Annotated in this window: 21 protein-coding genes and 1 pseudogene; 16 read left to right on the top strand and 6 right to left on the bottom strand. The window is 75.5% G+C overall.

Annotated elements, in window-relative coordinates; all coding sequences use genetic code 11:
* The gene (locus tag H6H00_RS25650; protein WP_185718229.1) at positions 1-153 is read right to left on the bottom strand and encodes a hypothetical protein; all 153 of its coding nucleotides are present in this window, start codon (positions 151-153) and stop codon (positions 1-3) included.
* 104 nt (positions 154-257) lie between these two features.
* Between H6H00_RS25650 and H6H00_RS25645 the strand changes: the two genes are divergently transcribed.
* From H6H00_RS25645 to H6H00_RS25630, 4 genes are read left to right on the top strand one after another with little or no spacing between them, the layout of a single operon-like run.
* On the top strand, positions 258-758 hold the full coding sequence (locus tag H6H00_RS25645; protein WP_185718228.1) for a DUF2617 family protein: 501 nt from the start codon (positions 258-260) through the stop codon (positions 756-758).
* The gene (locus tag H6H00_RS25640; RefSeq protein WP_221775666.1) at positions 755-1,150 is read left to right on the top strand and encodes a DUF4247 domain-containing protein; all 396 of its coding nucleotides are present in this window, start codon (positions 755-757) and stop codon (positions 1,148-1,150) included. Before H6H00_RS25645 ends, H6H00_RS25640 begins: the two co-directional genes overlap by 4 nt.
* Positions 1,151-1,164: 14 nt before the next feature.
* Positions 1,165-1,608 carry a DUF350 domain-containing protein gene (locus H6H00_RS25635; protein WP_185718227.1) on the top strand — a complete coding sequence of 148 codons (444 nt, stop codon included), beginning with the start codon at positions 1,165-1,167 and terminating at the stop codon, positions 1,606-1,608.
* Positions 1,609-1,612: 4 nt separating this feature from the next.
* Positions 1,613-3,169, top strand: a complete 1,557-nt coding sequence (locus H6H00_RS25630) for a polyamine aminopropyltransferase (protein WP_185718226.1) — start codon at positions 1,613-1,615, stop codon at positions 3,167-3,169.
* Between the two features lies 1 nt (position 3,170).
* Here H6H00_RS25630 and H6H00_RS25625 read toward each other — a convergent pair whose 3' ends face one another.
* Positions 3,171-3,575, bottom strand: coding sequence for an OsmC family protein (locus H6H00_RS25625; RefSeq protein ID WP_185718225.1), 405 nt, complete (start codon positions 3,573-3,575; stop codon positions 3,171-3,173).
* 52 nt (positions 3,576-3,627) lie between these two features.
* Between H6H00_RS25625 and H6H00_RS25620 the strand changes: the two genes are divergently transcribed.
* Positions 3,628-4,224: an SMI1/KNR4 family protein gene (locus H6H00_RS25620; RefSeq protein ID WP_185718224.1), complete on the top strand. Its 597-nt coding sequence runs from the start codon at positions 3,628-3,630 to the stop codon at positions 4,222-4,224.
* 296 nt (positions 4,225-4,520) lie between these two features.
* Positions 4,521-7,430 carry an excinuclease ABC subunit UvrA gene (gene uvrA, locus H6H00_RS25615; RefSeq protein WP_185718223.1) on the top strand — a complete coding sequence of 970 codons (2,910 nt, stop codon included), beginning with the start codon at positions 4,521-4,523 and terminating at the stop codon, positions 7,428-7,430.
* Positions 7,431-7,454: 24 nt separating this feature from the next.
* Here the strand turns inward: uvrA and H6H00_RS25610 are convergent.
* A pseudogene (locus tag H6H00_RS25610) lies at positions 7,455-7,817 on the bottom strand (ester cyclase); the annotation flags it as partial.
* A gap of 352 nt (positions 7,818-8,169) precedes the next feature.
* Between H6H00_RS25610 and H6H00_RS25605 the strand changes: the two are divergent.
* Positions 8,170-8,757 carry a hypothetical protein gene (locus H6H00_RS25605; RefSeq protein WP_185718222.1) on the top strand — a complete coding sequence of 196 codons (588 nt, stop codon included), beginning with the start codon at positions 8,170-8,172 and terminating at the stop codon, positions 8,755-8,757.
* Position 8,758: 1 nt separating this feature from the next.
* Here the strand turns inward: H6H00_RS25605 and H6H00_RS25600 are convergent, their stop codons facing one another.
* A complete protein-coding gene (locus tag H6H00_RS25600; RefSeq protein WP_185718221.1) occupies positions 8,759-9,817 on the bottom strand; it encodes a class I SAM-dependent methyltransferase in 1,059 nt (352 codons plus the stop codon).
* Positions 9,818-9,888: 71 nt separating this feature from the next.
* Between H6H00_RS25600 and H6H00_RS25595 the strand changes: the two genes are divergently transcribed.
* The 9 genes from H6H00_RS25595 to H6H00_RS25555 all read left to right on the top strand — a co-directional run bounded on the left by H6H00_RS25595 (position 9,889) and on the right by H6H00_RS25555 (position 20,396).
* Positions 9,889-12,681, top strand: a complete 2,793-nt coding sequence (locus H6H00_RS25595; protein WP_185718220.1) for an AfsR/SARP family transcriptional regulator — start codon at positions 9,889-9,891, stop codon at positions 12,679-12,681.
* Between the two features lie 186 nt (positions 12,682-12,867).
* Complete coding sequence (gene infC, locus H6H00_RS25590; protein WP_221776026.1) at positions 12,868-13,467, top strand: translation initiation factor IF-3; 600 nt, start codon at positions 12,868-12,870, stop codon at positions 13,465-13,467.
* Between the two features lie 38 nt (positions 13,468-13,505).
* On the top strand, positions 13,506-13,730 hold the full coding sequence (gene rpmI / locus H6H00_RS25585; RefSeq protein WP_141282502.1) for a 50S ribosomal protein L35: 225 nt from the start codon (positions 13,506-13,508) through the stop codon (positions 13,728-13,730).
* Positions 13,731-13,762: 32 nt separating this feature from the next.
* Positions 13,763-14,149, top strand: a complete 387-nt coding sequence (gene rplT, locus H6H00_RS25580; RefSeq protein ID WP_185718218.1) for a 50S ribosomal protein L20 — start codon at positions 13,763-13,765, stop codon at positions 14,147-14,149.
* The gene (locus H6H00_RS25575; protein WP_185722777.1) at positions 14,146-14,961 is read left to right on the top strand and encodes a TrmH family RNA methyltransferase; all 816 of its coding nucleotides are present in this window, start codon (positions 14,146-14,148) and stop codon (positions 14,959-14,961) included. The genes rplT and H6H00_RS25575 overlap by 4 nt, the downstream gene beginning before the upstream one ends.
* Before the next feature lie 68 nt (positions 14,962-15,029).
* Positions 15,030-15,311, top strand: a complete 282-nt coding sequence (locus tag H6H00_RS25570; RefSeq protein ID WP_185718217.1) for an MFS transporter — start codon at positions 15,030-15,032, stop codon at positions 15,309-15,311.
* Positions 15,312-15,323: 12 nt separating this feature from the next.
* Entirely contained in the window at positions 15,324-16,376 is a 1,053-nt protein-coding gene (gene pheS / locus H6H00_RS25565; protein WP_185718216.1) for a phenylalanine--tRNA ligase subunit alpha, read from the top strand.
* 11 nt (positions 16,377-16,387) lie between these two features.
* The gene (gene pheT, locus H6H00_RS25560) at positions 16,388-18,865 is read left to right on the top strand and encodes a phenylalanine--tRNA ligase subunit beta (RefSeq protein ID WP_185718215.1); all 2,478 of its coding nucleotides are present in this window, start codon (positions 16,388-16,390) and stop codon (positions 18,863-18,865) included.
* A gap of 67 nt (positions 18,866-18,932) precedes the next feature.
* Complete coding sequence (locus tag H6H00_RS25555) at positions 18,933-20,396, top strand: carboxylesterase/lipase family protein (protein WP_185718214.1); 1,464 nt, start codon at positions 18,933-18,935, stop codon at positions 20,394-20,396.
* 26 nt (positions 20,397-20,422) lie between these two features.
* Here H6H00_RS25555 and H6H00_RS25550 read toward each other — a convergent pair whose 3' ends face one another.
* Together H6H00_RS25550 and H6H00_RS25545 are read right to left on the bottom strand one after the other, a co-directional pair.
* Entirely contained in the window at positions 20,423-21,019 is a 597-nt protein-coding gene (locus H6H00_RS25550; protein WP_185718213.1) for a hypothetical protein, read from the bottom strand.
* A gap of 2,389 nt (positions 21,020-23,408) precedes the next feature.
* Positions 23,409-24,098, bottom strand: a complete 690-nt coding sequence (locus tag H6H00_RS25545) for a DNA alkylation repair protein (RefSeq protein WP_425566817.1) — start codon at positions 24,096-24,098, stop codon at positions 23,409-23,411.
* Positions 24,099-24,155: the final 57 nt, after the last annotated feature.

The following is a 24,155-nucleotide window of genomic DNA, read 5'->3' as shown; positions in this document are numbered from 1 at the left end:
TCAGCGCGGTGCGTCCGCGTCGATGCCCAGGGCGCGGTCGTCGACCAGCGACGCCGGGAGCAGCAGCACCAGCGCGCCGCCGACGACCATCACCGCCCCGGGGGCGGCATGGCGGCCGGCGGGCGGTAGGCCGGACGGGGGTCGTGCTCCCACCCGTCACGGAGTGGTGGAACTACGGTTCCGGGGCGATATCGGACGGGTGACGATCACCGCGGCAACCGGTACGGTCCCGGAGCCGCATGATCATGGAGGATCCGATGACGCTGCACCGCCTCCGGGTGCTGCCGCGCGACGTCGCCGCCGACGCGCTCGGGCTGCTGCTCGACGCGCCCGCGCCGCCCACGCTCGCCGAGCTGGAGCTCACCCACGGCGACGCCCGGCTGGTGCTCGGCGTGCTCGGGGCCTCGCACGCCGTCACGGCGACCGCCGGCCCCGCGCGGCTCACCGAGCAGGTCTCCTGCGACGCCGTCGCCGCCGGGGGGCGGCCCCTGCCGCGCCGCACCCGGGCCGGGGCCTACCGGCTGGCGTCGGAGAGCCGGACGGTCCCCGCGGCCGAGCTGGCGGCGACCGCCGCGGACCTGCGCGCCCGTGCCGACGGCGCCGACTGGGTGTGCGGCGCGTTCCCCGGGGACGGGGCGGCGCTCACCGCACTCACCGGGTCCGCGCTCGACGGCGGCTGGACCTGGCGCACCTGGCACCTCTACCCCGGACCCGAGGAGGGCGTGATCGTGACGACGCGGAGCAGGTGGACGCCGTGAGGCGGCGGTGCATCGCCGGGGCGGTGGTCGCGCTCGCCCTGCTGACGGGCTGCGGCGCCGGCTCGGACGTGCGCGGCTTCCTCGACGACACCTTCGACGAGCAGAGCGAGTCCGGCGACACCAGCACCTACCTGGCCGCCGCCCCCGTCGCGGCCGCGACCTCGCAGATCGCCGGCGCCGTGCGGCCCGCGGCGCAGGCGAGCGACGCGGGCAGCGAGTACCTGCGCTACGACGACGACATCGTCGTGGTCAGCCCGGCGAGCGGCGGCAGCACCGTGCGCGTCGAGGACCTCGACGGCGCCTACCGCGACGGCTCCTACGCCTACCTCGGCCAGGGGTTCACCCCCGGTTCCCCGGCCGCCACCGATGACGACGACGACGACGTGAAGTGAGGATGATCTTCGCCATGGAGTTCGGATCAGTGGACGCCGGCCTGCTCGGCCAGGGCGTCCTCGCCACCCTGCTGTACTTCGTCGTCGGCTTCGCCGTGCTGGCGCTGGGCTTCGTCGCCCTCGACGTGCTGACGCCCGGCAACCTGCGCCGGCAGGTCTACACCGACCGCAACCCCAACGCGGCGATCCTGCTCGCGGCCAACCACCTCGCGCTCGCGCTGATCGTGGTCACGGCCATCCTGACCAGCGACGACTCGCTGGGCCAGGGCCTGGTCGACTCGCTGGTCTACGGCCTGCTCGGCGTGGTGCTGCAGGGCGTGGCGCTGCGGCTGCTCGACGCGTTCGTGCCCGGCCACCTGCGCGCGCTGGTCACCGAGTCGCGGATGAGCGGGGCGGCCTGGGCGGTGGGGTCGAGCCTGCTCGCGATCGGGGCGGTGAACGCGGCGGCCCTGTCGTGACGGCGTGACCGCGCCGCCGGTGCTCGCCGTCCCCGACGGCGCGCCGCCGCTGGGACCGCGCCGGGCCCGGCCGCTGCTCCTCGCCGCGGTCGCGGTGTGCGCGGCGTGCGGGCTGGTCTACGAGCTGGTCCTGCTCACCCTCGCCGTCACCCTCGCGGGCGGTGGGATCGCGGTCACCTCGCTGATCGTGGCCGGGTTCGTCGCCGCGCTGGGCGTCGGGGCGCTGGCGGCCAAGCCGCTGCTGGCGCACGCGGCCCCGGCGTTCGTGGCGATCGAGATCGTGCTCGGGGTGGTCGGCGGGCTCTCGGCCACCGCCCTCTACGTCGCCTTCTCCTTCCACGGCACGAGCAGCGCGGTGCTGGTGCTGGCCACCGCCGTGATCGGCGTGCTGGTCGGGGCCGAGGTGCCGCTGCTGATGACGCTGCTCGCGGGCGACGGCCGCTCCGCCGGGCGGCTGGTGGCCGACCTCAACGCCGCCGACTACGCGGGCGCGCTGGTCGGCGGGCTGGCCTGGCCGTTCGTGCTGCTGCCCCTGGTCGGGCAGATCCGGGGGTCGGCGGTCACCGGGATGGTCAACCTCGTGGCCGCGGCGGTCGTCGCCGTGTTCGTGCTGCGCGACCGGCTGGGGGTGCGGTCGCGGGCCGTCGCCACCGCGGCGCTGCTGCTCGCCGCCACCGGGCTCGCCGTGCTGCTGGTGCAGGCCCAGGACATCGTCGAGACGTCGCGGCAGCGGCTCTACGCCGACCCGGTCGTCGCCGACCTGACCTCGGCCTACCAGCAGATCGTGCTCACCGAGCGGGGTCCCGACCTGCGCCTGTACCTCGACGGCGACCTGCAGTTCTCCAGCGTCGACGAGCACCGCTACACTGAGGCGCTCGTGCACCCGGTGCTGTCCCGCGACCCGGGACGGGTGCTCGTGCTCGGCGGGGGCGACGGCCTCGCGGCCCGGGAGCTGCTGCGGCACCCGTCGGTGACGGAGGTCGTGCAGGTCGAGCTGGACCCGGCCGTGCTCGACCTGGCCCGCACCCGGCTCGCCGACCTCAACGACCACGCCCTGGACGACCCGCGCGTCCGGCTCGTCGTCGACGACGGGTTCCGCTGGCTGCGCGAGGCACTGCCCGGCACCTTCGACGCCGTGATCGTCGACCTGCCCGACCCCGACACCCCCGTGCTCGGGCGGCTGTACTCCACCGAGTTCTACGGGCTCGTCGCGCGGGTGCTGGCCCCGGGCGGGCAGCTCGTGGTGCAGTCGGGCAGCCCGTACTCCACGCCGCAGGCCTACTGGCGGACGGTGTCGACGGTCGCGTCCGCGGGGCTCGGCGTCACCCCGTACCACGTGCACGTGCCCAGCTTCGGCGACTGGGGGTTCACGCTCGCCCAGGTCGGCGGGCCGCCGCCGCTCGCGCTGTCGCCGCGGGCCCCGGCGCTGCGCTTCCTCGACGGGCCGGGGCTCGCCGCGGCGGCGGTGTTCCCGCGCGACCGGCCGCGCCTGGAGCTGGAGCCGTCCACGCTGGACCGGCCGCTGATCGTCGACGACACCCGGGCCGGGTACGTGCGCTGACTCAGCCGGTGCGCAGCACCGTGCGGATCGGGACGGCGTCGCGCAGCAGGCGGGTGACCGGGGTGTTGTCGACCTCGGCGGAGAGCTGCTCGCGCAGGTCCGGCTCCACGACGGCGTCGACGGTGACCGTCCGCACCAGCACCGGGCTCGGCCCGCCCTGCACGGCCACCCGGACGTGCACCTCGCCCGGCGGGACCCGCCAGCGCACCAGGAAGCTGCGCACCGACATCACCGTGCACGACGACAGCGAGGCCGCGAGCAGCCCGAACGGCGTGACGCCCGCCGGCTCGGCGCCGGCGTCGACCGGGATGTCGCAGCTCAGCCCGTACCCGTTGACGTCGAGATCGGCGGTGCGCCCGTCGCCGTCGGGGAGACGGGCGGTGGACCAGACGTTCGGCTCTCCCACGGGCGCAGGGTAGCCCGGGCGGGCTCCCGGGCCGGTGCGCGAGGGTGGGGGCGTGGACGACCTCAACGCCGCCTGGACCAGCTGGACCGCCACCCTCACCGCCGCCGGGTTCGATCCCGCGCCCGAGCTGCGCCCGCCCGCCGATCCCGCCGAGCTCGCGCAGGCGCAGTCCCGGACGGGGATCCGGTTCCCGGCCGACCTGCTCGCGCTCTACGCCCTCGCCGACGGCCAGGGCCGCTCCCCGCGGGCGCCGCAGGTGTTCCCGCAGTACCGCTTCCTCCCGGTCGCCGACGCGGCCGTGGTCTGGGGCGGATGGGACGACCTGCTCCGGGCGGAGGGCCCGGACGGGATGGCCGACCACGCCGAGCACATCACGGTGCGACCGGGCGACCCGGTCCGCAAGGAGTACTGGCTGCCCGGCTGGTGGCCGCTGGCCGAGGACGGCGGCGGGAACGTGCTCGTCGTCGACACCGACCCGGCGGAGGGCGGGACGACCGGCCAGATCGTGGTCGCCGGGCCCGACGAGGACCAGCGCCGCGTCCTGGCGCCGGGGGTGACGGCGTACCTGCGCCTGCTCGCGGCCACCGATCTGGAGGTGGAGGACGTCGGGGACGGCGTGGTCTGGTGGGACGCACCCGCCCTGCGCTGACCGCGGCCCGTCCGTGGACACCCCGGGTGGGCCGTCCGGCGCAGCGCGACGACCGGTCGGCGTCGGGTGCTGCGGCGGCCCGGGCGGCGGGCGACCGGTGTCGATCACCCCGGACGCCGGGCGCGGCCGGGGTGACCTGGGCTTCCGCGGGGGAGCGGGGTGCGGCGGCACCGGCCGTCGAACGTCTGTGCGATCCTCGGCGTCGGCGCGTGGTTGTCGGTGGGCCTGCCTAGCATGGGGTGGACCGGCGAGAGCACCGCCGCTTCGCCCCTCCCCGGCACACAGGAGGCCCTTCCGTGGCGGATCGACTGATCGTGCGCGGCGCCCGCGAGCACAACCTGCGCGGCGTCGACCTCGACCTGCCGCGCGACAGCATGGTCGTGTTCACCGGGCTGTCCGGCTCCGGCAAGTCCAGCCTGGCGTTCGACACCATCTTCGCCGAGGGCCAGCGCCGCTACGTCGAGTCGCTCTCGGCGTATGCGCGCCAGTTCCTCGGCCAGATGGACAAGCCCGACGTCGACTTCATCGAGGGGCTCTCGCCCGCGGTCTCGATCGACCAGAAGTCCACCAACCGCAACCCGCGCTCCACCGTCGGCACGATCACCGAGGTCTACGACTACCTGCGCCTGCTCTACGCCCGCGCCGGCGTCCCGCACTGCCCCGTCTGCGGGCACGTCATCGAGAAGCAGACGCCGCAGCAGATCGTCGACCAGGTCCTCGCGATGGAGGAGGGCGCGCGGTTCCAGGTGCTCGCGCCCGTCGTGCGCACCCGCAAGGGCGAGTTCGTCGACCTGTTCGACCAGCTCCAGACGCAGGGCTACTCGCGCGTGCTGGTCGACGGCACGGTGCACCAGCTCACCGCCCCGCCGAAGCTGAAGAAGCAGGAGAAGCACGACATCTCCGTCGTGGTCGACCGGCTGGCGGTCAAGGGCTCGGCCAAGCAGCGGCTCACCGACTCCGTCGAGACGGCGCTGCGGCTGGCCGGCGGGCTGATCGTGCTCGACTTCGTCGACCTGCCGGAGAACGACCCGCACCGCGAGGTCCGCTTCTCCGAGCGGATGTCGTGCCCCAACGGGCACCCGCTCGCCCTCGACGAGCTGGAGCCGCGCACCTTCTCCTTCAACTCCCCGTACGGCGCCTGCCCGGAGTGCAGCGGCATCGGGATCAAGAAGGAGGTCGACCCGGAGCTGGTCATCCCCGACCCCGACGCGAGCCTCGCCGGCGGGGCCATCGCGCCGTGGTCGGGCGGGCAGTCCGCGGAGTACTTCGGGCGGCTGCTGGAGGGGCTGGCGAGCGCGATCGGGTTCCGGATGGACACCCCGTGGCGCAAGCTGTCGGCCGCCGAGCAGAAGGCCGTGCTGCACGGCAGCGACGACCAGGTGCACGTGCGCTACCGCAACCGCTACGGCCGCGAGCGCTCGTACTACGCCAGCTACGAGGGCGTCATCCCGTTCCTGGAGCGCCGGCTCGACCAGACGGAGTCCGACTCGCAGCGCGAGCGCTACGAGGGCTACATGCGCGACGTGCCGTGCCCGGTCTGCAAGGGTGCCCGGCTGCGGCCCGAGGTCCTCGCCGTCACGCTCACCCACCGCGACCGCGGCGAGCGCTCGATCGCCGAGATCTCCGCGATGTCGGTGGCCGAGTGCTCCGAGTTCCTCGGCGGCATGGTCCTCGACCAGCGCCAGACGATCATCGCGGGCTCCATCCTCAAGGAGGTGCAGGCCCGGCTCGGGTTCCTGCTCGACGTGGGGCTGCACTACCTCTCGCTCTCGCGCGCCGCGGGGTCGCTGTCCGGCGGCGAGGCGCAGCGCATCCGGCTGGCGACGCAGATCGGGTCCGGCCTGGTCGGGGTGCTCTACGTCCTCGACGAGCCGTCGATCGGCCTGCACCAGCGCGACAACCGCCGCCTGATCCAGACCCTGGTGCGGCTGCGCGACCTGGGCAACACGCTGATCGTCGTCGAGCACGACGAGGACACCATCCGCGCGTCGGACTGGGCCGTCGACATCGGCCCGGGGGCGGGGGAGCACGGCGGCCACATCGTCTACAGCGGCCCCGTCGACGGGCTGGAGTCGCACGACACCTCGCTCACCGGCGCGTACCTGTCCGGGCGGCGCTCGATCCCGGTGCCGGCGGAGCGCCGCGCGATCGACCCGAAGCGCAAGCTCACGATCGTCGGCGCGCGCGAGCACAACCTGCGCGGCATCGACGTCGACATCCCGCTCGGGGCGCTCGTCTCGATCACCGGGGTGTCCGGGTCGGGCAAGTCCACGCTGGTCAACGACATCCTCGCCACGGTGCTGGCCAACAAGCTCAACGGCGCCCGCCAGGTCCCCGGCCGGCACACCCGGATCACCGGGCTCGACGAGCTCGACAAGCTCGTGCGGGTCGACCAGAGCCCGATCGGCCGCACCCCGCGCTCCAACCCCGCCACCTACACCGGCGTGTGGGACCAGGTGCGCAAGCTGTTCGCCTCCACCACCGAGGCCAAGGTCCGCGGCTACCAGCCCGGCCGGTTCTCGTTCAACGTCAAGGGCGGGCGCTGCGAGGCGTGCTCCGGCGACGGCACGATCAAGATCGAGATGAACTTCCTGCCCGACGTCTACGTGCCGTGCGAGGTCTGCAAGGGCGCGCGCTACAACCGCGAGACGCTCGAGGTGCACTACAAGGGCAAGACCGTGGCCGACGTGCTCGACATGCCGATCGAGGAGGGCGCGGAGTTCTTCGCCCCGATCACCTCGATCAGCCGTTACCTGCGCACGCTGGTCGACGTCGGGCTCGGGTACGTGCGGCTCGGGCAGCCCGCGCCCACGCTGTCCGGCGGCGAGGCGCAGCGCGTCAAGCTGGCCTCGGAGCTGCAGAAGCGGTCCAACGGCCGCACGATCTACATCCTCGACGAGCCCACCACCGGCCTGCACTTCGAGGACATCCGCAAGCTGCTGCTCGTCATCAACGGGCTGGTCGACAAGGGCAACTCGGTGCTGGTCATCGAGCACAACCTCGACGTCATCAAGACCAGCGACTGGGTCATCGACATGGGCCCGGAGGGCGGCTCCGGCGGCGGCACCGTCGTGGCGCAGGGCACCCCGGAGCAGATCGCCGCCCACCCCACCAGCTACACCGGCCAGTTCCTGCAGGGGCTCGTCACGCCGGAGACGGCCCGCAAGGCGCCGGCCCGGCGCCGGAAGGCCGCCGCCGCGCGCTGAGACGCGCGACGGCGGCCGGGTCGGTCAGCCCGGCAGCAGCCCGAGCTGTCCGAGCAGGTCCATCTGGTCGAAGACGAACTCCGAGCGGGCCACCTTGTCGTCCTGCATGGTCGAGAACAGCGTGTAGGTGGTGGTCACGGCGCGGCCGGTCGGCGGGATGGCGGAGCCGTCGGGGGCCATCAGCGGCCCGGTGTGGGTGCCCTGGAACGTCGCGAGCTGGGCCGCCTGCGTGCCGTCCACCAGCAACGTCCGGTAGGCGATCCGGTTGTCGGGGAAGGCGCCGTTCCACAGCGCCCAGAAGTCGCGCACGCCCTGGTGGCCCTTGCCGGTGAAGCCTGGCGCCACCACCTCGTGGTCGGCGGTGTAGAGGGCGACGAACCCCTCCTCGTCCCGGGCGTTTCAGGCGTCCTGTCCCCGTTCGCTGAGCTCCCTGATGTCCATCGGCCTGCCCTCCGCTCCGTCCCGCGCTCCCCGCGGGTGGGGAGGGCGACCGTAGGCCCGCAGCCGCCCGCTGACCAGACGCCGGACGGCCCATCCGGCCCGCGGGAGCAGGCATGCCGCGGCGTCCGGCGTCCGGTGTACGGCCGTTCGGCGCAGTGTTCGCGCGGCGGGGGTCGGCGTTCGGAGCAACATCACGCTCAGTGATGGATCGGACACGATAACGGTGTTACCAATGGGGGCGCTCGTTCGGGGCGGGCGCACCGGTTCCGGCCGGGTCCGCTGGACGGGTGGTCTGGGCATGGTGCGACGGCCGGTCTCCTGCATCGCCTTCCCGGCCACCGCCCCGCCGTTCCCGGAGGCGTTGGGGGTGGCCGAGCGCATCGAGGCCGGGGTCTTCCGCGCCACGTTCGGCGAGTCGGCCGACGACCTGCGCTCCTACTACTCCGACCACCGCCCGCAGACCCAGATCGTGCTCGCCCACGACGACGGCTGGGCCGGGATGATGCGGCTCGGGCTGCCCGGGCCGCGGATGTCGCTGAGCCTGGAGGACGCCGTCGCGCCCCCGTTCGACGCCACACCCGAGGCCGACCTGGCGGACGACGGGCCGGCGGTGCTGCTGGACGTGCTCACCGCGGCCGTCCGCTCCCGGTTCCGCAACCGCCGCCTGTTCGAGCGGATGCTGGGGGTGGCCGCCCGGGTGGCCGACGAGCACGGCTGCACCCACGTCGTGGGCATGGTCGACCGGCGGGTGCTGACCTACCTGCGCCACCGCCGGTTGCCGCTCACCCTGCACTCGGACCTGCACCACTACTACGGCTCGCCCGCGACCGGCTTCTGCTCGGTCGGGACCGCGGCGCTGCGCCACTGGCTGGCCGAGGGCGCCTGAGTCACGCCAGCCGGTAGAAGCGGAAGAACGCGTCCTCGATCGGCAGGACCTCGGCGCCGTCGAACCCGGCGTCGCGGGCGTAGCGGCGCAGCGTGTCGGGCCGCATCACGGTGCCGGTCCCAACCGATCCCGCGTGCGCCATGCCGTCGGGCAGGCAGCACATCAGGCTGTAGCCGTACATCAGCTGCTCCACCTCGTCGCCGGGGGCGGTGAACTCCTCGGCCACCCGCTCGTCCATCACGACGACGACGCCGCGGTCGCCGGACAGGCGCCGCATCGCGGCGAGCACGCCGACCGGGTCGGGGAGGTCGTGGATGCACTCGAACGCCACGACCACGTCGTAGGTGCCGGTCGCGGTCCCGGCGTCGGCGAGGTGGAAGCGCACGCGGTCGGCGACCCCGGCCTCGACGGCGTTGCGCCGGGCCGCCTCGACCGACGGCCCGTCGAGGTCGTAGCCGTCGACGGTCACGCCGGGGTGCGCGAGCGCCAGCCCGATCGCCGACCACCCGTAGCCGCAGCCGATGTCGGCGACCCGCCCGCCGCCGTCGAGCACGCGGGCGACGTCGGGCACCGAGGGCAGGTACTCGCGCGCGACCGGGCCCAGGAACAGCGGACGGTTGGCGGCGGCCTGGCCCTCGCGGGCGTCGGTGCCGAAGTCGTCCCAGTGCACGCCGCCGCCCGAGCGGTAGGCGGCGACGAGGGCGTCGACCTGCCGGCCGAAGCCGACGGCCATGCGGGCCAGCGGCATCACGAACGCCGTGCTCAGCTCGTCGGTCAGCACCTCGGCCGGGCCCGGCGGCAACGTGAACCGCCCGTCCTCGACCAGCAGCACACCGCACACGGCCTGGTGCTCGCACCACTCGCGGGCGTAGCGCTCGGCGGTGGCGGTGCGGGCGGCCAGCTCGGCCGGGGTGAGCGGGCCGTCGGCGGCCAGCGCGCGGTACCAGCCCAGGCGGTCGCCGAGGTAGGCGGCCTGGGCGAACTGGGCGCCGAGCACCGCTCCGAAGAGGCGCTCGCCGAACTGCTCGGCGGTGGGGGTGGTCACGGTGGATGTCGTCATGGGCGGGACGCTACGAAGCGGTGCTGTCGGGTGGCTGTCACCGCGCTGTCGCGACGGCCATGATGTCCGGCGTGGACGCGACGGTGGTCGGGGTGCTCGGGCCGCTGCTCGTCCGCGACCCCGACGGCCGCCCGGTCCCGATCGGCAGCGGGCGCCAGCGCCGGCTGCTCACCGCGCTCGCCCGCCACGCCGGCGCCGACGCCGGGGTGGACGCCCTCGCCGAGCTGGTCTGGGGCGACGACCGGCCCGCCGACCCGGACGGGGCGCTGCAGACCCTGGTCGCGCGGCTGCGCCGGGTGCTGCCCGCCGGCGTCCGCATCTCGACCGGGGCGCGCAGCTACCGGCTGGACGGCCCGACCGACGCCGACCTGTTCGCCCGGCTGCTGGCGGGGGACGGGCCGCCCGCGGGCCCCCTCGACGAGGCGCTGGCCCTGTGGCGGGGACGGCCCTTCGCCGAGCTCGACGACCCCGGCCCCGAGGGTGCCCGGCTCGACGCCCTGCACGCGGCCGCGCGGCAGCGGCGCGCCGAGGCGTGGCTGGCCGCGGGCCGGGCCGACGACGCCGCGTCGGCCGCCGCGGCGCTGCTGGCCGAGGACCCGCTGCGGGAGGGCACGGCCGCCGTCCTGATGCGGGCCCTGGCCGCCGCCGGGCGTCCCGCGGAGGCGTTGCGGGCCTACGCCCGGCTGCGGGCCGACCTCGCCGAGCAGCTCGGCACGGAGCCGGCGACCGAGCTCGGCCACCTGCACGAACGCCTGCTGCGGGCCGGGTCGCCCGCCCGTCCGGCGCTGCCGGTGAGCGCCTTCCTCGGCCGTGACGCCGAGCTGGCCCAGGCCGCCGCGATGCTGGCCGAGCACCGCGTCGTCACGCTGTGCGGGCCGGGCGGGGTGGGCAAGACGCGGCTCGCGCGCCACGTCGCCGCGGCCGCCGCCGACCGGTTCGACGACGGCGCGCTCGTCGTCGACCTGGTCCCGGCCGGCCCGGACTCGGTGACCGGCGTCGTCGCGGCGGCGCTGCGGCTGGCCGCGACCGACCGGCCGGCGGCCCGGGTCGTGGAGGTGCTGGCGGTCCGCAGGCAGCTGCTCGTCCTCGACAACGCCGAGCACGTGGCCGACGCCGTCGCCGCGCTCGTCGAGGAGGTGGTGGCCGGGGCGCCGGGGATCGTGGTGCTGGTCACCAGCCGCGAGCCGCTGCGCGCCGACGGCGAGCACGTCCTGCCGGTGGTCCCGCTCGCGGCGGCGCCGGCCGCGGCCCTGCTGACCGACCGGATCCGCGCGGCCGACCCGTCCGCGGTGCCCGATCCGGCACAGGTCGCCGTCGTCTGCGCCCGGCTCGACGGCCTGCCGCTGGCCCTGGAGCTGGCCGCGGCCCGCGTGCGCGCCGTCGGGCTGGCCGGTCTCGTCGACGCGCTCGACGACCCGCTCGACGCGCTGGGCCGCGGCCGCCGCACCGCGCCGCGGCGGCACCGGTCGCTGCGCGACGTCGTCGAGTGGTCCTTCGGCCTGCTCGACGACGGGGAGCGCGCGCTGTTCGTCCGCATGGGGGTGTTCGCGGGTGCCGTCGAACCCGCGGCGGTGAGCGCGGTGTGCGGGGACGCGCGGGCGCTGCCCGACCTCGTCGACCGGTCGCTGGTGCGGCGCCGCGACGGCGACCCGGTGACGTTCGGGATGCTGGAGACCCTGCGGGCCTTCGGCCGGTCCCGGCTGGCCACCGACCCGGAGCGGGCGGCGTTGCGGACGCGGCACGCCGCCTGGGCGGTGGCGCTGGCCGTCGACACCCTGGCCGCCCGTTCCCGCCCCGACGAGGCCGCCGCCGTCCGCCGGTTCGACGCCCACCTCGCCGACGTCGGCCGGGCGCACGAGTGGCTGTGCGCGGCCGGACCGACCGAGGACCTGCTGCGGCTCGCCATGGTCTGCGCGGAGCTGGGGCACCGGCGCGCCCGGGCCGACCTCGTCCGCCTCGCCGACGACGCGCTCGACGCCGTCGGGGACGGCACCCATCCGCTGGTGCCGCGCCTCCTCGCGCTGACCGCCGTCCCGCGCTGGCAGCGCGGCGACCTCGACGGCGCCCGCGAGCGCTGCGAACGCGCGCTGGCCCTCGCGGGCCACCTCGGCGACCCGCTGCTGGGTCGGGAGGCGCACGAGGCGCTGGCCAACGCGGTGATGTTCACCGGCGACCTGGACGTGGCCCTGCGGCACGCGCAGCGGTGCGTCGAGCTGGCCACGGCCGCGGAGGACGACCCGACGCTGGTCATGGGGTACTGCGACCTCGCGGTGATCAGCGCCTACGCCGGTGACCGGGACGCCGCCGCCCGGCATGCGGACGCCTGCACGGCGGTGGCCGCGCGGTCGGGCTCGGTCGTGGCCATGGCCTGGGCGGAGTACACGCAGGGGGAGCGGCTCGCCGAGGCGGGCCTGCCGGGCGCCGCGGCGCACCTGGAGCGGGCGGTGGCCCTGGCCGAGGAGATCGACGCCGCGTTCGTCGCGGGCGTCGCCCGGCACACCCTGCTCACCACCGCGGCCCGCACGGAGGATCCGGCGCCGGAACGGTTCGGGCCGCTGCTCGACGCCTGGCTCGGGATGGGGGCCTGGACCCAGCTGTGGAGCGCGGTCCGCGCCCTGGTCGAGACACTGTCGCGGCGCGACCGCCACCACGACGCGATGGTGCTGCTCGGGGCGTCGCGGGCCAGCCCGCGCGCGAGCCCGGAGTACGGTGCCGACGCGGCACGGCTGCGGGCGGTGCAGGACGCCGCCCGCGCCGCGCTCGGGGCCGGCGCCGACGCCGCCCACGCCCGGGGGGCGGCGCTGGGGGACCGGGCGGCGGTGGGCCTGGCCCGCCGGATGACGGCCGGTCGACCGGCCCGTTGAGGGGCTGTTACGCTGCGGAATGCGACCACCCTGTCGCGCGTTCGTATCCTGCGTCAGGGCGATCAAGTGGAGCCCCGCTCCCACCCGCCCACCCCAGGGTGTTCGGGTCCGGTCCGGCGACGAGTCGCGTACTCGTCCGCCCGTGATCGTTGCCGGGTCTCCGCTCCGTCGCTCCACACGACGTCGATACGAGGAGACCCCATCAGCACAGAGACGCGCATCAACGACCGAATCCGCGTTCCCGAGGTCCGGTTGGTCGGGCCGAACGGGGAACAGGTCGGCATCGTGCGTATCGAGGACGCCCTGCGGCTGGCGCAGGAGGCCGAGCTCGACCTCGTCGAGGTCGCGGCCCAGGCCCGCCCGCCCGTCTGCAAGCTCATGGACTACGGCAAGTTCAAGTACGAGTCCGCGCAGAAGGCCCGGGAGTCCCGCCGCAACCAGCAGCTCACCACGATCAAGGAGCAGAAGCTCCGACCGAAGATCGACAAGCACGACTACGAGACGAAGCGCGGGCACGTCCGGCGCTTCCTCGAAGGCGGCAACAAGGTCAAGGTCACGATCATGTTCCGTGGGCGCGAGCAGTCCCGGCCCGAGCTCGGGTTCCGGCTGCTGCAGCGCCTCGCGGAGGACGTGGCGGACCTGGGTGTGGTCGAGGCGTCCCCGAAGCAGGACGGTCGCAACATGACGATGGTGATCGGACCGACCAAGAAGCCGGCCCCGCGTGCCCGCCCCGCTGCCGCCGAGCAGCCGGAGCAGGCCCCCGAGGCCGAAGCGGACCAGGCCTGACGGCCTGCCCGCTCCCCAGCACTGGAGTAGGAACCACCATGCCCAAGAAGGCCCGGAACCACGGCAAGAACCCGAAGAACAAGACGCACAGCGGCATCGCCAAGCGGGTCAAGGTGACCGGCGGCGGCAAGCTCATGCGCCAGCAGGCCGGTCTGCGCCACCGCCTCGAGGTGAAGTCGAGCAAGGAGACGCGCGACCTCTCCGGTGTCGTCGAGGTCGCCAAGGCCGACACCAAGCGCGTCAACACCATGCTCGGCCGCTGACCTCCCCCACCCCCCATACGTAAGGAATCACCATGGCACGCGTGAAGCGCGCGGTGAACGCTCAGAAGAAGCGTCGCAGCACCCTGGAGCTCGCGAGCGGTTACCGCGGTCAGCGTTCGCGGCTCTACCGCAAGGCGAAGGAGCAGATGCTCCACTCGCTGAACTACGCCTACCGCGACCGTCGCGCGAAGAAGGGCGAGTTCCGCAAGCTCTGGATCACCCGCATCAACGCCGCGGCCCGCGCCAACGGCATGACCTACAACCGGTTCATGCAGGGCATCACGCTCTCGGGCGTCGAGGTCGACCGCAAGATCCTCTCCGAGATCGCCATCAGCGACCCGGCCGCGTTCGCCGCGCTGGTCGAGATCGCCCGCGCGCACGTCCCGGCGCAGGACGGCAAGAAGGAGACGGCGGCCTGAGCCGTCCGACGGGCACACCGCCCGGCACCGAACGCACCCCCCGCGTCGTCGCAGCCCGCAAGCTGCTGCGGCGCGCCGGGCGCGATCGGGCCGGGCGGTTCCTCGTGGAGGGGGCGCAGGCCGTCCGCGAGGCCCTCGACTCCGCAGCGGTGCACGAGCTGTTCGTCACCGACGAGGCCGCCGCCCGCCACCCCGACCTGCTCGACGGCCCGGACCGGATCACGGTCGTCGACGAGCGGGCCGCGGAATCGCTGTCCGACACCGTCACCCCGCAGGGGATCGTCGCCGTCTGCTCGCTGCTCGACGTCCCCGTCGCCGACGCGCTGCGCGGCACCCCACGGCTGGTCGCGGTGTGCGCGGGCATCGCCGACCCGGGCAACGCCGGCACCGTCATCCGCGTGGCCGACGCGGCGGGCGCCGACGCCGTGCTGCTGGCCGGCGACACCGTCGACCCGCACAACGGCAAGGCCGTGCGCGCGTCCACCGGCAGCGTCTTCCACCTGCCCCTGGCCCGCGACCGCGACGCCGGGGCCGTGCTCGACGCCTGCTCCGCGGCGGGGCTGACGCTCCTCGTCGCCGACGGCCACGGCGAGCTCGACCTGCACGACCCCGCCGCCGACGCCGTGCTCGCCGGCCCGGTCGCGTGGGTGTTCGGCGGCGAGGCGCACGGGGTGCCGGACGCGGTCGCGGCCCGTGCCGACCACCGCGTCCGGGTGCCGATCCACGGCCGCGCGGAGAGCCTCAACCTGGCCACGGCCGCCGCGGTCTGCCTCTACGCGAGCGTGGCCGCGGCGCGGCGCCGCTCCTGGTGAGGCGACCGGCCACGGCCGGTCGCCCTGGGGCGGTGGTGCTCCGGCAGATGCCGGACGCACCATGACCCGTGCGCTCCCGGACCGGCCCGCTGCGCCTGCGCGTCTTCCGCTGGTCCTTCGCCGGCCGGCTCGCCTCGCTGACCGGCAGCGCGATGACGCCGGTCGCGCTCGCCTTCGCCGTGCTGGACGCCTCCGGCCGCGTCGCGGACCTCGCCGTGGTGCTCGCCGCCCAGAGCCTGCCGATGCTGTCGCCCTCGCCGTGCTGGGGGCGCGGTCCGTGCGCACGCTGGAGGACGGTCGCCGCTGACGCCGAGCACCGTCGTGCCGGGCGTCGCGGAGCGCCGTCCTAGGATCACCCCACCATGACTGAGAGCACCGACGTAGTGAGCGCGCTGACCCCGGAGTCGCTGGCCGCGGCCGTCTCGGCCGCCCGGGCCGCGTTCGACGCCGCCGCCGACCTCGCCGCGCTGACGGCGGCGAAGCCCGCACACCTGGGCGACCGCGCGCCGCTGCTGCTGGCGCGCCGCGAGCTCGGCTCGCTGCCCGGCCCCGACCGGGCCGACGCCGGCAAGCGCGTCAACGCCGCCCGGCAGGAGGCGCAGGAGGCGTTCGACGCCCGCCGCGAGGTGCTCGTCGCCGAGCGGGACGCCCGCGTGCTGGCCGAGGAGACCGTCGACGTCACGCTGCCGTGGGACCGCATCCCCCGCGGCGCCCGGCACCCGCTGACGCAGATCTCCGAGCAGATCGCCGACGTGTTCGTGGCGATGGGCTGGGAGGTGGCCGAGGGCCCCGAGGTCGAGTCGTCGTGGCTGAACTTCGACGCGCTGAACTTCGGCAAGGACCACCCGGCGCGGACGATGCAGGACACGTTCTACCTCGCCAACGGCGACGACACCGTCGGGGAGGTGCTGCGCACGCACACCTCGCCGGTGCAGATCCGCTCGCTGCTCGACCGCGACCTGCCCGTCTACGTCGTGTGCCCCGGCCGGACGTTCCGCACCGACGCACTCGACGCCACCCACACCCCGGTGTTCCACCAGGTCGAGGGCATCGCGATCGACAAGGGCCTCACGATGGCCCACCTCAAGGGCACGCTCGACGCGTTCGCCCGGGCCATGTTCGGCACGACGTCGAAGATCCGGCTGCGCCCGTCCTACTTCCCGTTCACCGAGCCCTCCGCCGAGCCCGACGTGTGGTTCCCGCAGAAGAAGGGCGGCGCGGGCTGGGTCGAGTGGGGCGGCTGCGGCATGGTGCACCCCAACGTCCTGCGGGCCTGCGGCGTCGACCCCGAGGTGTACTCGGGCTTCGCGTTCGGCATGGGCCTGGAGCGCACGCTGATGTTCCGCAACGGCATCCCCGACATGCGCGACATGGTCGAGGGCGACGTCCGCTTCAGCCGCGCCTTCGGCGTGTAGGAGAGAGTCCCGTGCGCGTTCCCCAGTCCTGGCTCGCCGACCTCGTCGGCGACCTCCCCTCCGTCGACGACACCGCCGAGGCCTTCGTGCGCGTCGGGTTCGAGGTGGAGGACATCCACCGCGAACCCGAGCTGACCGGGCCGCTCGTCGTCGCCCGCGTCCTCGAGATCGAGGAGCTGACGGGCCTGAAGAAGCCGATCCGCTGGTGCCAGGTGCAGGTCGGCCCCGAGCAGACCAACGGCATCATCTGCGGCGCCCGGAACTTCGCGGTCGGCGACCTCGTCGTCGTCGCGCTCCCGGGCGCGGTCCTGCCCGGCGGGTTCGCGATCTCCGCCCGGAAGACCTACGGCCACGTCTCCGACGGCATGATCGCCTCCGTCCGCGAGCTGGGGATCGGCAGCGACCACGCCGGGATCCTCGTGCTGCCCCCCGGCTCCGGTGAGCCCGGCGACGACGCGCGGGGCCTGCTGGGGCTCGACGACGCGGTCATCGAGCTCGACGTCAACCCGGACAGCGGCTACTGCTTCTCGATCCGCGGGCTGGCGCGCGAGATGTCGGCCGCGCTCGACAGCGACTACACCGACCCCGCCTCGCGCGTGACGGTTCCGGCGGTCGAGGGCGACGCCTGGCCGGTCACGCTGGACGACCCCGGGTGCGCCCGGTTCGTCGCCCGCCGCGTCGACGGCGTCGACCCCGCGCTGCCCGCGCCGTGGTGGATGCAGCGTCGCCTGCTCGCCGCCGGGATGCGGCCGATCTCGCTGATCGTCGACGTCACCAACTACGTGATGCTCGAGCTCGGCCAGCCGCTGCACGCCTACGACGCCGGCCGGCTCAGCGGCGCGATCTCGGTCCGCCGGGCGGCGCCGGGGGAGCGGCTCGTCACCCTCGACGACGCCACCCGGACGCTCGACCCCGACGACCTGCTCATCACCGACGACTCCGGCCCGATCGGGCTCGCGGGCGTCATGGGCGGGGCGTCGACGGAGATCCGCGACGGCGACGGCCCGATCGACGTCCTCATCGAGGCCGCGCACTTCGACCCGGCAGTGATCGCCCGCGCCGCGCGGCGGCACAAGCTGCCCAGCGAGGCGTCCAAGCGCTTCGAGCGGGTCGTCGACCCGATGCTGCCCCCGGTCGCGGCCGAGCGCGCCGCGCAGCTGCTCGTCGAGCACGGCGGCGGCACGATCGCCGACGGCCGCACCGACGCCGGGACCGCCCCCGAGCGCTCCGCCGTCACGATGCCGCTCGACCAGCCCGACCGCGTCGCGGGCCGCGCCTACCCGCGCGGGGCGACGGTCCGGCGGCTCGGCCAGGTCGGGTGCTCGGTGGAGCTCGTCACCGGCGACGACGGGCGCGCCCGCGTCATCGCGACCCCGCCGTCGTGGCGGCCCGACCTCGTGCAGCCCGCCGACCTCGTCGAGGAGGTCCTGCGGCTGGAGGGCCTCGACTCGATCCCCTCGGTCCTGCCCGCCGCCCCGGGCGGCCGGGGCCTCACCCCGGCCCAGACGCGGCGCCGCACGGTCTCGCGCGCGCTGGCCGAGTCCGGGTACGTCGAGGTGCTGCCGTTCCCGTTCGTCGGGCCCGCGGTGTGGGACGCGTTCGGCCTCCCCGCCGACGACGTGCGCCGCCGCACCGTCCGCGTCCTCAACCCGCTCGACGCCGAGCGCGCCGAGCTCACCACCACGCTGCTGCCCGGCCTGCTCGACATGCTGGTCCGCAACCGGTCCCGCGGGGCGTCCGACGTCGCGCTGTTCCACATCGGGCAGGTCGTGCTGCCGCACCGGCAGCCGGTCGAGATGCCGGACCCACCCGTCGACCGCCGTCCCACCGACGCCGAGTACGCCCAGATCCGCGCCGCGCTGCCCGCGCAGCCGCTGCACGTCGCCGCGGTGCTCGCCGGTGACCGCGAGGCGCGCGGCTGGTGGGGACCCGGTCGCCCGGCGGCCTGGGCCGACGCCGTCGCCGCCGCCGAGCTGGTGGGGCAGGCCGCGGGGGTCGAGCTGCGCGTCGTCGTCGCCGACCTCGCGCCGTGGCACCCCGGCCGCTGCGCGCAGCTGCGGGTCGGCGACTGGCCGGTCGGGCACGCCGGCGAGCTGCACCCGAAGGTCGTCGAGGCGCTCGGGCTGCCGCCGCGCACCTGCGCGATGGAGCTCGACCTCGACGCGATCCCGGTACAGGAGCTGCGGCCCGCGCCGCGGGTGTCGCCGTACCCGCCGGTCGGGGTCGACGTCGCGCTCGTCGCCGACGAGGGCGTCCCGGTGGCCGACCTCACCGACGCGCTGGTCGACGGCGGCGGGGAGCTGCTGGAGACCGTCCGGCTCTTCGACGTCTACGCCGGGGAGCAGGTCGGGGCGGGCAAGCGCTCGCTGGCGTTCACCCTGCGCTTCCGCGCCCCCGACCGCACGCTGACCAGCGAGGAGGCCAACGCCGCCCGCGACGCGGCGGTCGCGGTCGCCACGCAGCGGCACGCGGCGGTGCTGCGCGGCTGACGCCGCCCGTGCGCGGGAACGGCTGCCGGGCCAGCCGGATCCGCGCACGAGGGGTAGGAACGGGACCATGCACTCCGTCGTGAAGACCCTCTCCGGTGAGGTGCGCGGCAACGCCACCTCCGGCGTCACCGCGTTCCTCGGCATCCCCTACGCCGCGGCGCCGTTCGGGCCGCTGCGCTTCCGCGAGCCCGCGCCCGTCGAGCCGTGGGAGGGCGTCCGGGACGCGCTGGAGCACGGCCCGACCGCCCCCGCGCCCGGCTACCCGGCCCCGTTCTCCGACCTGCTGCCCGTCGTCCGGGTGCCGGGGGAGGAGATCCTCAACCTCAACGTGTGGACGCCGGACCCCGCCGCGAGCGGGCTCCCGGTCATGGTCTGGATCCACGGCGGCGCGTTCGTCAACGGTTCCAACTCGATCCCCGTCTACGACGGCTCGGCGTTCGCCCGCGACGGCGTCGTCCTCGTGTCGGTGAACTACCGCCTCGGGGCCGAGGGCTTCCTGCACCTGCCCGACGCCCCGGCCAACCGCGGGCTGCTCGACCAGGTCGCGGCGCTGCGCTGGGTCCGCGACAACATCGCCGCGTTCGGCGGCGACCCCGACGCCGTCACGGTGTTCGGGGAGTCGGCCGGTGGGATGAGCGTGGGTGCGCTGCTCGCGATGCCGTCGGCGCGGGGGCTGTTCCGGCGCGCGATCCTGCAGAGCGGCGCCGCCCACCACGCGCTGAGCGCGGCCACGGCGTCGAAGGTCGCGGGCTACCTGGCCGAGGAGGTCGGGGTCGAGCCGACCGTCGCCGGGTTCGCCGGGGCGGAGCCCGCGCGGCTCGTCGCCGGGCAGCAGGCCCTCAGCGCGCAGTCGGCCACCCGGCCCGACCCGGGGAGGTGGGGCGAGATCACGCTCAACTCGATGGTCTTCGAGCCGGTCGTCGACGGCGAGGTGCTGCCCGCACTGCCGATCGAGGCGATCGCCGCCGGCGCGAGCGCCGACGTCGACGTCCTGGTCGGCAGCAACCGCGACGAGCACCGGTTCTTCCTGGTCCCGACGGGGGCGGCCGACCAGGTCACCGAGGCCGCGGTCGCGCTGGTCGCCGGGGCGTACCGGCTCCCCGCGGGCGCGGTCGACGCGTACCGGGCCGAGCGCCCCGACAGCCCGCCCGGGCTCGTGCTGGCCGACCTCATGGGCGACTGGTTCTTCCGCATCCCCGCGGTGCGTCTGGCCGAGGCGAACGGCCGCGCGCACGTCTACGAGTTCGACTGGGTCACCCCCGTCCTCGACGGGCGGCTGGGCTCCTGCCACGCGCTGGAGATCGGGTTCGTCTTCGACACCCTGGCCGCGGCCTCCGACCTGGGCGGCGGCGACCCGCCGCAGGAGCTGGCCGACGCGATGCACGCGGCCTGGGTGGCCTTCGCCCGCACCGGCGACCCGGGCTGGCCGCCCTACGCGCAGGACCGGGCCGTCCGCCGCTTCGGCGACGTGGTGGAGACGCGGACGGACCCGCGCGGCGGCCTGCGGGAGCTGTGGGACGGGATCCGGTAGCGCAACGGTGACGCGGACCGGCCCCGCTAGTCGGGCAGTGCGGCGAGCGCCGCCCGCGCCGCGGCCCGCCAGGCGTCGTCGGAGGGGGCGCCGTCGAGGACCGCGACCGTGACGACGTACCGGGGCCCGGCGAGCTGCAGCGTGACGCCCGGCGCGGTGTCGACGAGCGATGCGGCCTCGCCGACCCCGCTCAGCTCGCGGCGGCCCTGCGGCGGGGCGGCCCGGACGAAGTCGGCGGGCGTGCCCGTGCGGGTCGCGTAGACGTTGATCGCTGCCAGCGGCTCGCCGCCGGTGGAGGTGGCGACGCAGCTCGTGGGGCGGGACCCGTCCGCGCGCGTCACCGCGGTCTGCTCCGGGGGCAGGACCGGCTCGCCGAGCAGGGCGCTGAACGCGACGGCGTCGAGCAGGCACTCGTCGTCGACGACGTCGGCGTCCAGCGCGCTGCGCGGGCCCGGCGGCGGGCCGGTGGTGCCCGGTGCGCCGGTGACGACGGGCGCGTCGGTGACGACCGGCGCGGCCGCCCGGCCCGCGCCCGGGACGGCCGTGCTGCAGGCCGCGGCGCCCAGGACGAGCAGCGCCGCGAGCAGCACGCCCGGCGCTGCGGCCGCCCGTCCTCCTCGCACGCCGGCGACCGTAGCCCGGCGACCCCGTTCCCCGTGGGCGTTCGGCCGAACCGGTGGCCGGTGTACGCAACCGGGCCCCCGTCCCTCTGTCCGGTGACGGGCGGAGCGGGTTCCGCCGCGCGGGAGGTGGCGGGTGGCCGGGCACTGGGTCGAGCTGAGGGTGCACGGGGTCCGTGCCACCGATCCCGAGGACATGCTCGACGTCGACCGGGTCGTGCAGGTGGCGGGCGACGAGCTGGGCCGGGTCTTCCGCCGCGCCGACCGGCGGGGCGTCGAGCTCCCCGAGGCCGACGGTCACGTGGTGGAGGCCTACCACTGGGGCCGGCTCACCTCGGGGTCGTTCGGCCAGGCGCTGTGGCTGCTGCTGGCGCCGTTCGGGCTGGTCAACGCGGCGCAGTTCACGCTGCCGCGGCCGCGCACGCCGGGGGAGAGGCGGTGGCACGAGCTGGCAGGCGCGGCCCTGCGGCTGCTCGGGCTCGCGCTGACCGCGCTGTTCGTCCTCACCGTCGCGACGATGACGGTCGACCTGTGGGCCTGGCAGCAGGCCCGCGCGACCGGTGGCGGCGCCTACGCGCTCGCCCTCCTCGCCCCGGTCGCGCTGCTCGCCGCCTACCGCTGGGCGGCCGGTCCGCCCGCACCCGACGTCCGGGAGGCGGCCGGCACCGACGGCCCCGCGTCCCCGGACGACGAGCGGCCCAGCGCGCTGGTGCGCCACGACTTCTTCGTCGGCGTCCGGGACCTCCGGTCGCTGCAGGCGCTGCACGTCGCGGGCGGGCTGGCCGTCGTCGCGGGCGTGGGTGCGGGGCTGACCGGGTCCGCCGGGTTCCCGCAGGTGCTCCGGGCGGCGGCCGCGGTGCTGTTCGGGCTGGTCGCGGTCACGGTGACGGTCGGGCTGCGCGACCTCGACACCGCGACGAACCCGTGGGCACCCGCCGACGTCGCCGCCGCCCGGCGCCGCAGCCGGAACCGGGAGCTGGTCGCCCAGGTGCTCGCGGTGCTGGGCGGGGCCGTCGCGCTGGTCACGGTCGGTGCGGCGCTGCTGCAGCCGGTCGGCGGCGGACCGGGCGGCCTGCCGGGCAGCGACGTCGTCCCCGTGCTGGTGATGCTGGTCGCGGTGCTCGCCGTCGCGGTGCTGGCGGTCGCGAACGCCCTGCTCGCGCGCACCCACCGCGCGGAGGGTCCCTTCGCCCCCTACGCCGGCGGGCGGGCGGCCACGCTCCTGGCGCTGCTCGGCCTGTTCCTGGGCGTCGGCTACTCCGGTGCCTTCACGACGGTCGTCGCGGCGGCGCTGACGTCGCCGGAGCGGCCGGTCGTCGTGCCGGAGCTGCTCTCCCGCGTCGCCTACGCGTGGGGCATCACCGCCGTCGGCGTCGTGCTGCTCGCCGGGTACCTGCTGCTGCGCCGGCGGGCCGCGGTGGCGGCGGTGGCCCCGCGGGTGGCGGTGTCCTGTCCGTGGCTGACCGGGCGCTGGACGCGGACGGTCGCCGCCGCGATGTGGACGGCCCGGGTGAAGAACGGCCTGGTCTGCGTGCTCACGACCTTCGGGGTCCTCGGCGTCGTGCTCACGGTGGTCGCCGCCATCGACCTCGCGCCGGTGCTCGGGCTGCCCGCGGTCGCCCTGCCGTGGGTGCTCGACGTGCTCAGCTGGTGGCCCCGGCCCGGTGTCGCCGCGCCCGCGTTCCAGGTCGCCCTGCTCGCGTTCGGCACGCTGACCCTGACCGCCCTCGCGACCGGGCTGATCCTGCTCGCCCGCACCGCGCTGTTCGGGGCGGCGGCCCGGCGCGGGATCAACGTCGTCTGGGACGTCATCGCGTTCTGGCCGCGGGCCGTGCACCCGTTCGTGCCCTCCGCGTACTCCGCGCGGGCCGTCGCCGACCTGGAGGACCGGATCCGGTGGCACCTGCGCGACGCCGGTGCGGCCCGGCTCGCGGTCTGCGGGCACAGCCAGGGCAGCCTGCTGACCTTCGCCGCGCTCGTCCGGCTGGCGGCGTCGGCGGCGGACCGGGCGCTGCTGGAGCGGATCGCGTACCTGACGTTCGGCTCGCAGCTGCAGGTGATGTTCGCCCGGGGGTTCCCGGCCTACGTCAACCTCGACGCCGTCACCGCGCTGCACTCCGACCTGCGCGGGAACTGGCGCAACCTCTACCGCGACACCGACGCGCTGGCCGGGCCGGTGCTCAGCTGGAACCGGGGTGCGCCGCAGTGGGTCGGGGACCTCGGCCGGGTGTCGTCGCCCGCCCGCGAGCAGTACGGCCCCGACTGGCGCCTCGCGGACCCGCCGCCGCCTGCCGACCGGACGCTGCAGCGGGCGTGCCTGCTCCCGCTGCGCGGGCACGGCGAGTACTGGCTCGATCCCGCCTGGTACGACGCGCTCGCCGGGATGGGCTGCTCACGCGAGGTGCCTGAGGGCCTCCCGGCGCGACAGCGGGGAGAGCCCGGGGTGGTCGTCGACGAACCGGCGGACCCAGTCGGGATCGATGCGGGCGTGCTGGCGCAGAGCCCAGCCGATGCCCTTGCGCAGGAAGAAGTCCGGGTCGTCGAGGGTGGCCTCGACGACGTCGACGAGGAGCGCGAGGTCGACGGCCTCGCCCGCGTGGAGCTGGGCGATGACCGCCGTGCGGCGCAGCCAGCGGTCGGGGTCGGTGGCCCAGGTGCGCAGCAGTGGGGTCAGTGGCGCGGGGTGGGCGCGCAGCAGCGGACCGATCCGTCGTGAGGCGATCTCGTCGGTGAAGTCCCACCACGCCCCGGTGACGATCCAGTGCCGGTACAGCGGCACCCAGGACGCGTCCTGGGACGGGGCCCAGCGCCGGTGCCCGGTGAGGGTGAGCGCGACGTAGCGCTCCTCCCGGAACTCCGCGGCGTCCCACAGGTCGGTGACGGCCGCGGTGAACTCGTCGGCGGGAGGCACCGGCCGGGCTGCGACCAGCTCCCGCACCAGGTCCTCGCGTCCCGGCTTCGGCACGCCCCGGAACGGCATCGCGGACTTCATGTAGCGCTGCATCGGCCCGGCCTGCTCGGGATCGGCCCGGGCGGCCAGCCCGGCGCGCACGGCGTCGGCCAGATCGGACATGCCCGCCACGATAGGCAGGGGCACCGACAGAACTCGTTTGCATGAGATTCCGGAGTCGTGCATAGT

This window comes from Pseudonocardia petroleophila, from assembly GCF_014235185.1.
Classification (GTDB): domain Bacteria; phylum Actinomycetota; class Actinomycetes; order Mycobacteriales; family Pseudonocardiaceae; genus Pseudonocardia; species Pseudonocardia petroleophila.
Note: the sequence above shows the minus strand (reverse complement) of the source record. Positions and strands in the feature narration are given on the sequence as shown.

Coding starts and splice junctions, on each gene's coding strand:
- H6H00_RS25645 (WP_185718228.1), top strand. CDS start 258: ATGACGCTGCACCGCCTCCGGGTGCTGCCGCGCGACGTCGCCGCCGAC.
- H6H00_RS25635 (WP_185718227.1), top strand. CDS start 1,165: ATGGAGTTCGGATCAGTGGACGCCGGCCTGCTCGGCCAGGGCGTCCTC.
- H6H00_RS25605 (WP_185718222.1), top strand. CDS start 8,170: ATGGTGCGACGGCCGGTCTCCTGCATCGCCTTCCCGGCCACCGCCCCG.
- H6H00_RS25600 (WP_185718221.1), bottom strand. CDS start 9,817: ATGACGACATCCACCGTGACCACCCCCACCGCCGAGCAGTTCGGCGAG.
- rpmI (WP_141282502.1), top strand. CDS start 13,506: ATGCCCAAGAAGGCCCGGAACCACGGCAAGAACCCGAAGAACAAGACG.
- rplT (WP_185718218.1), top strand. CDS start 13,763: ATGGCACGCGTGAAGCGCGCGGTGAACGCTCAGAAGAAGCGTCGCAGC.
- pheS (WP_185718216.1), top strand. CDS start 15,324: ATGACTGAGAGCACCGACGTAGTGAGCGCGCTGACCCCGGAGTCGCTG.
- H6H00_RS25555 (WP_185718214.1), top strand. CDS start 18,933: ATGCACTCCGTCGTGAAGACCCTCTCCGGTGAGGTGCGCGGCAACGCC.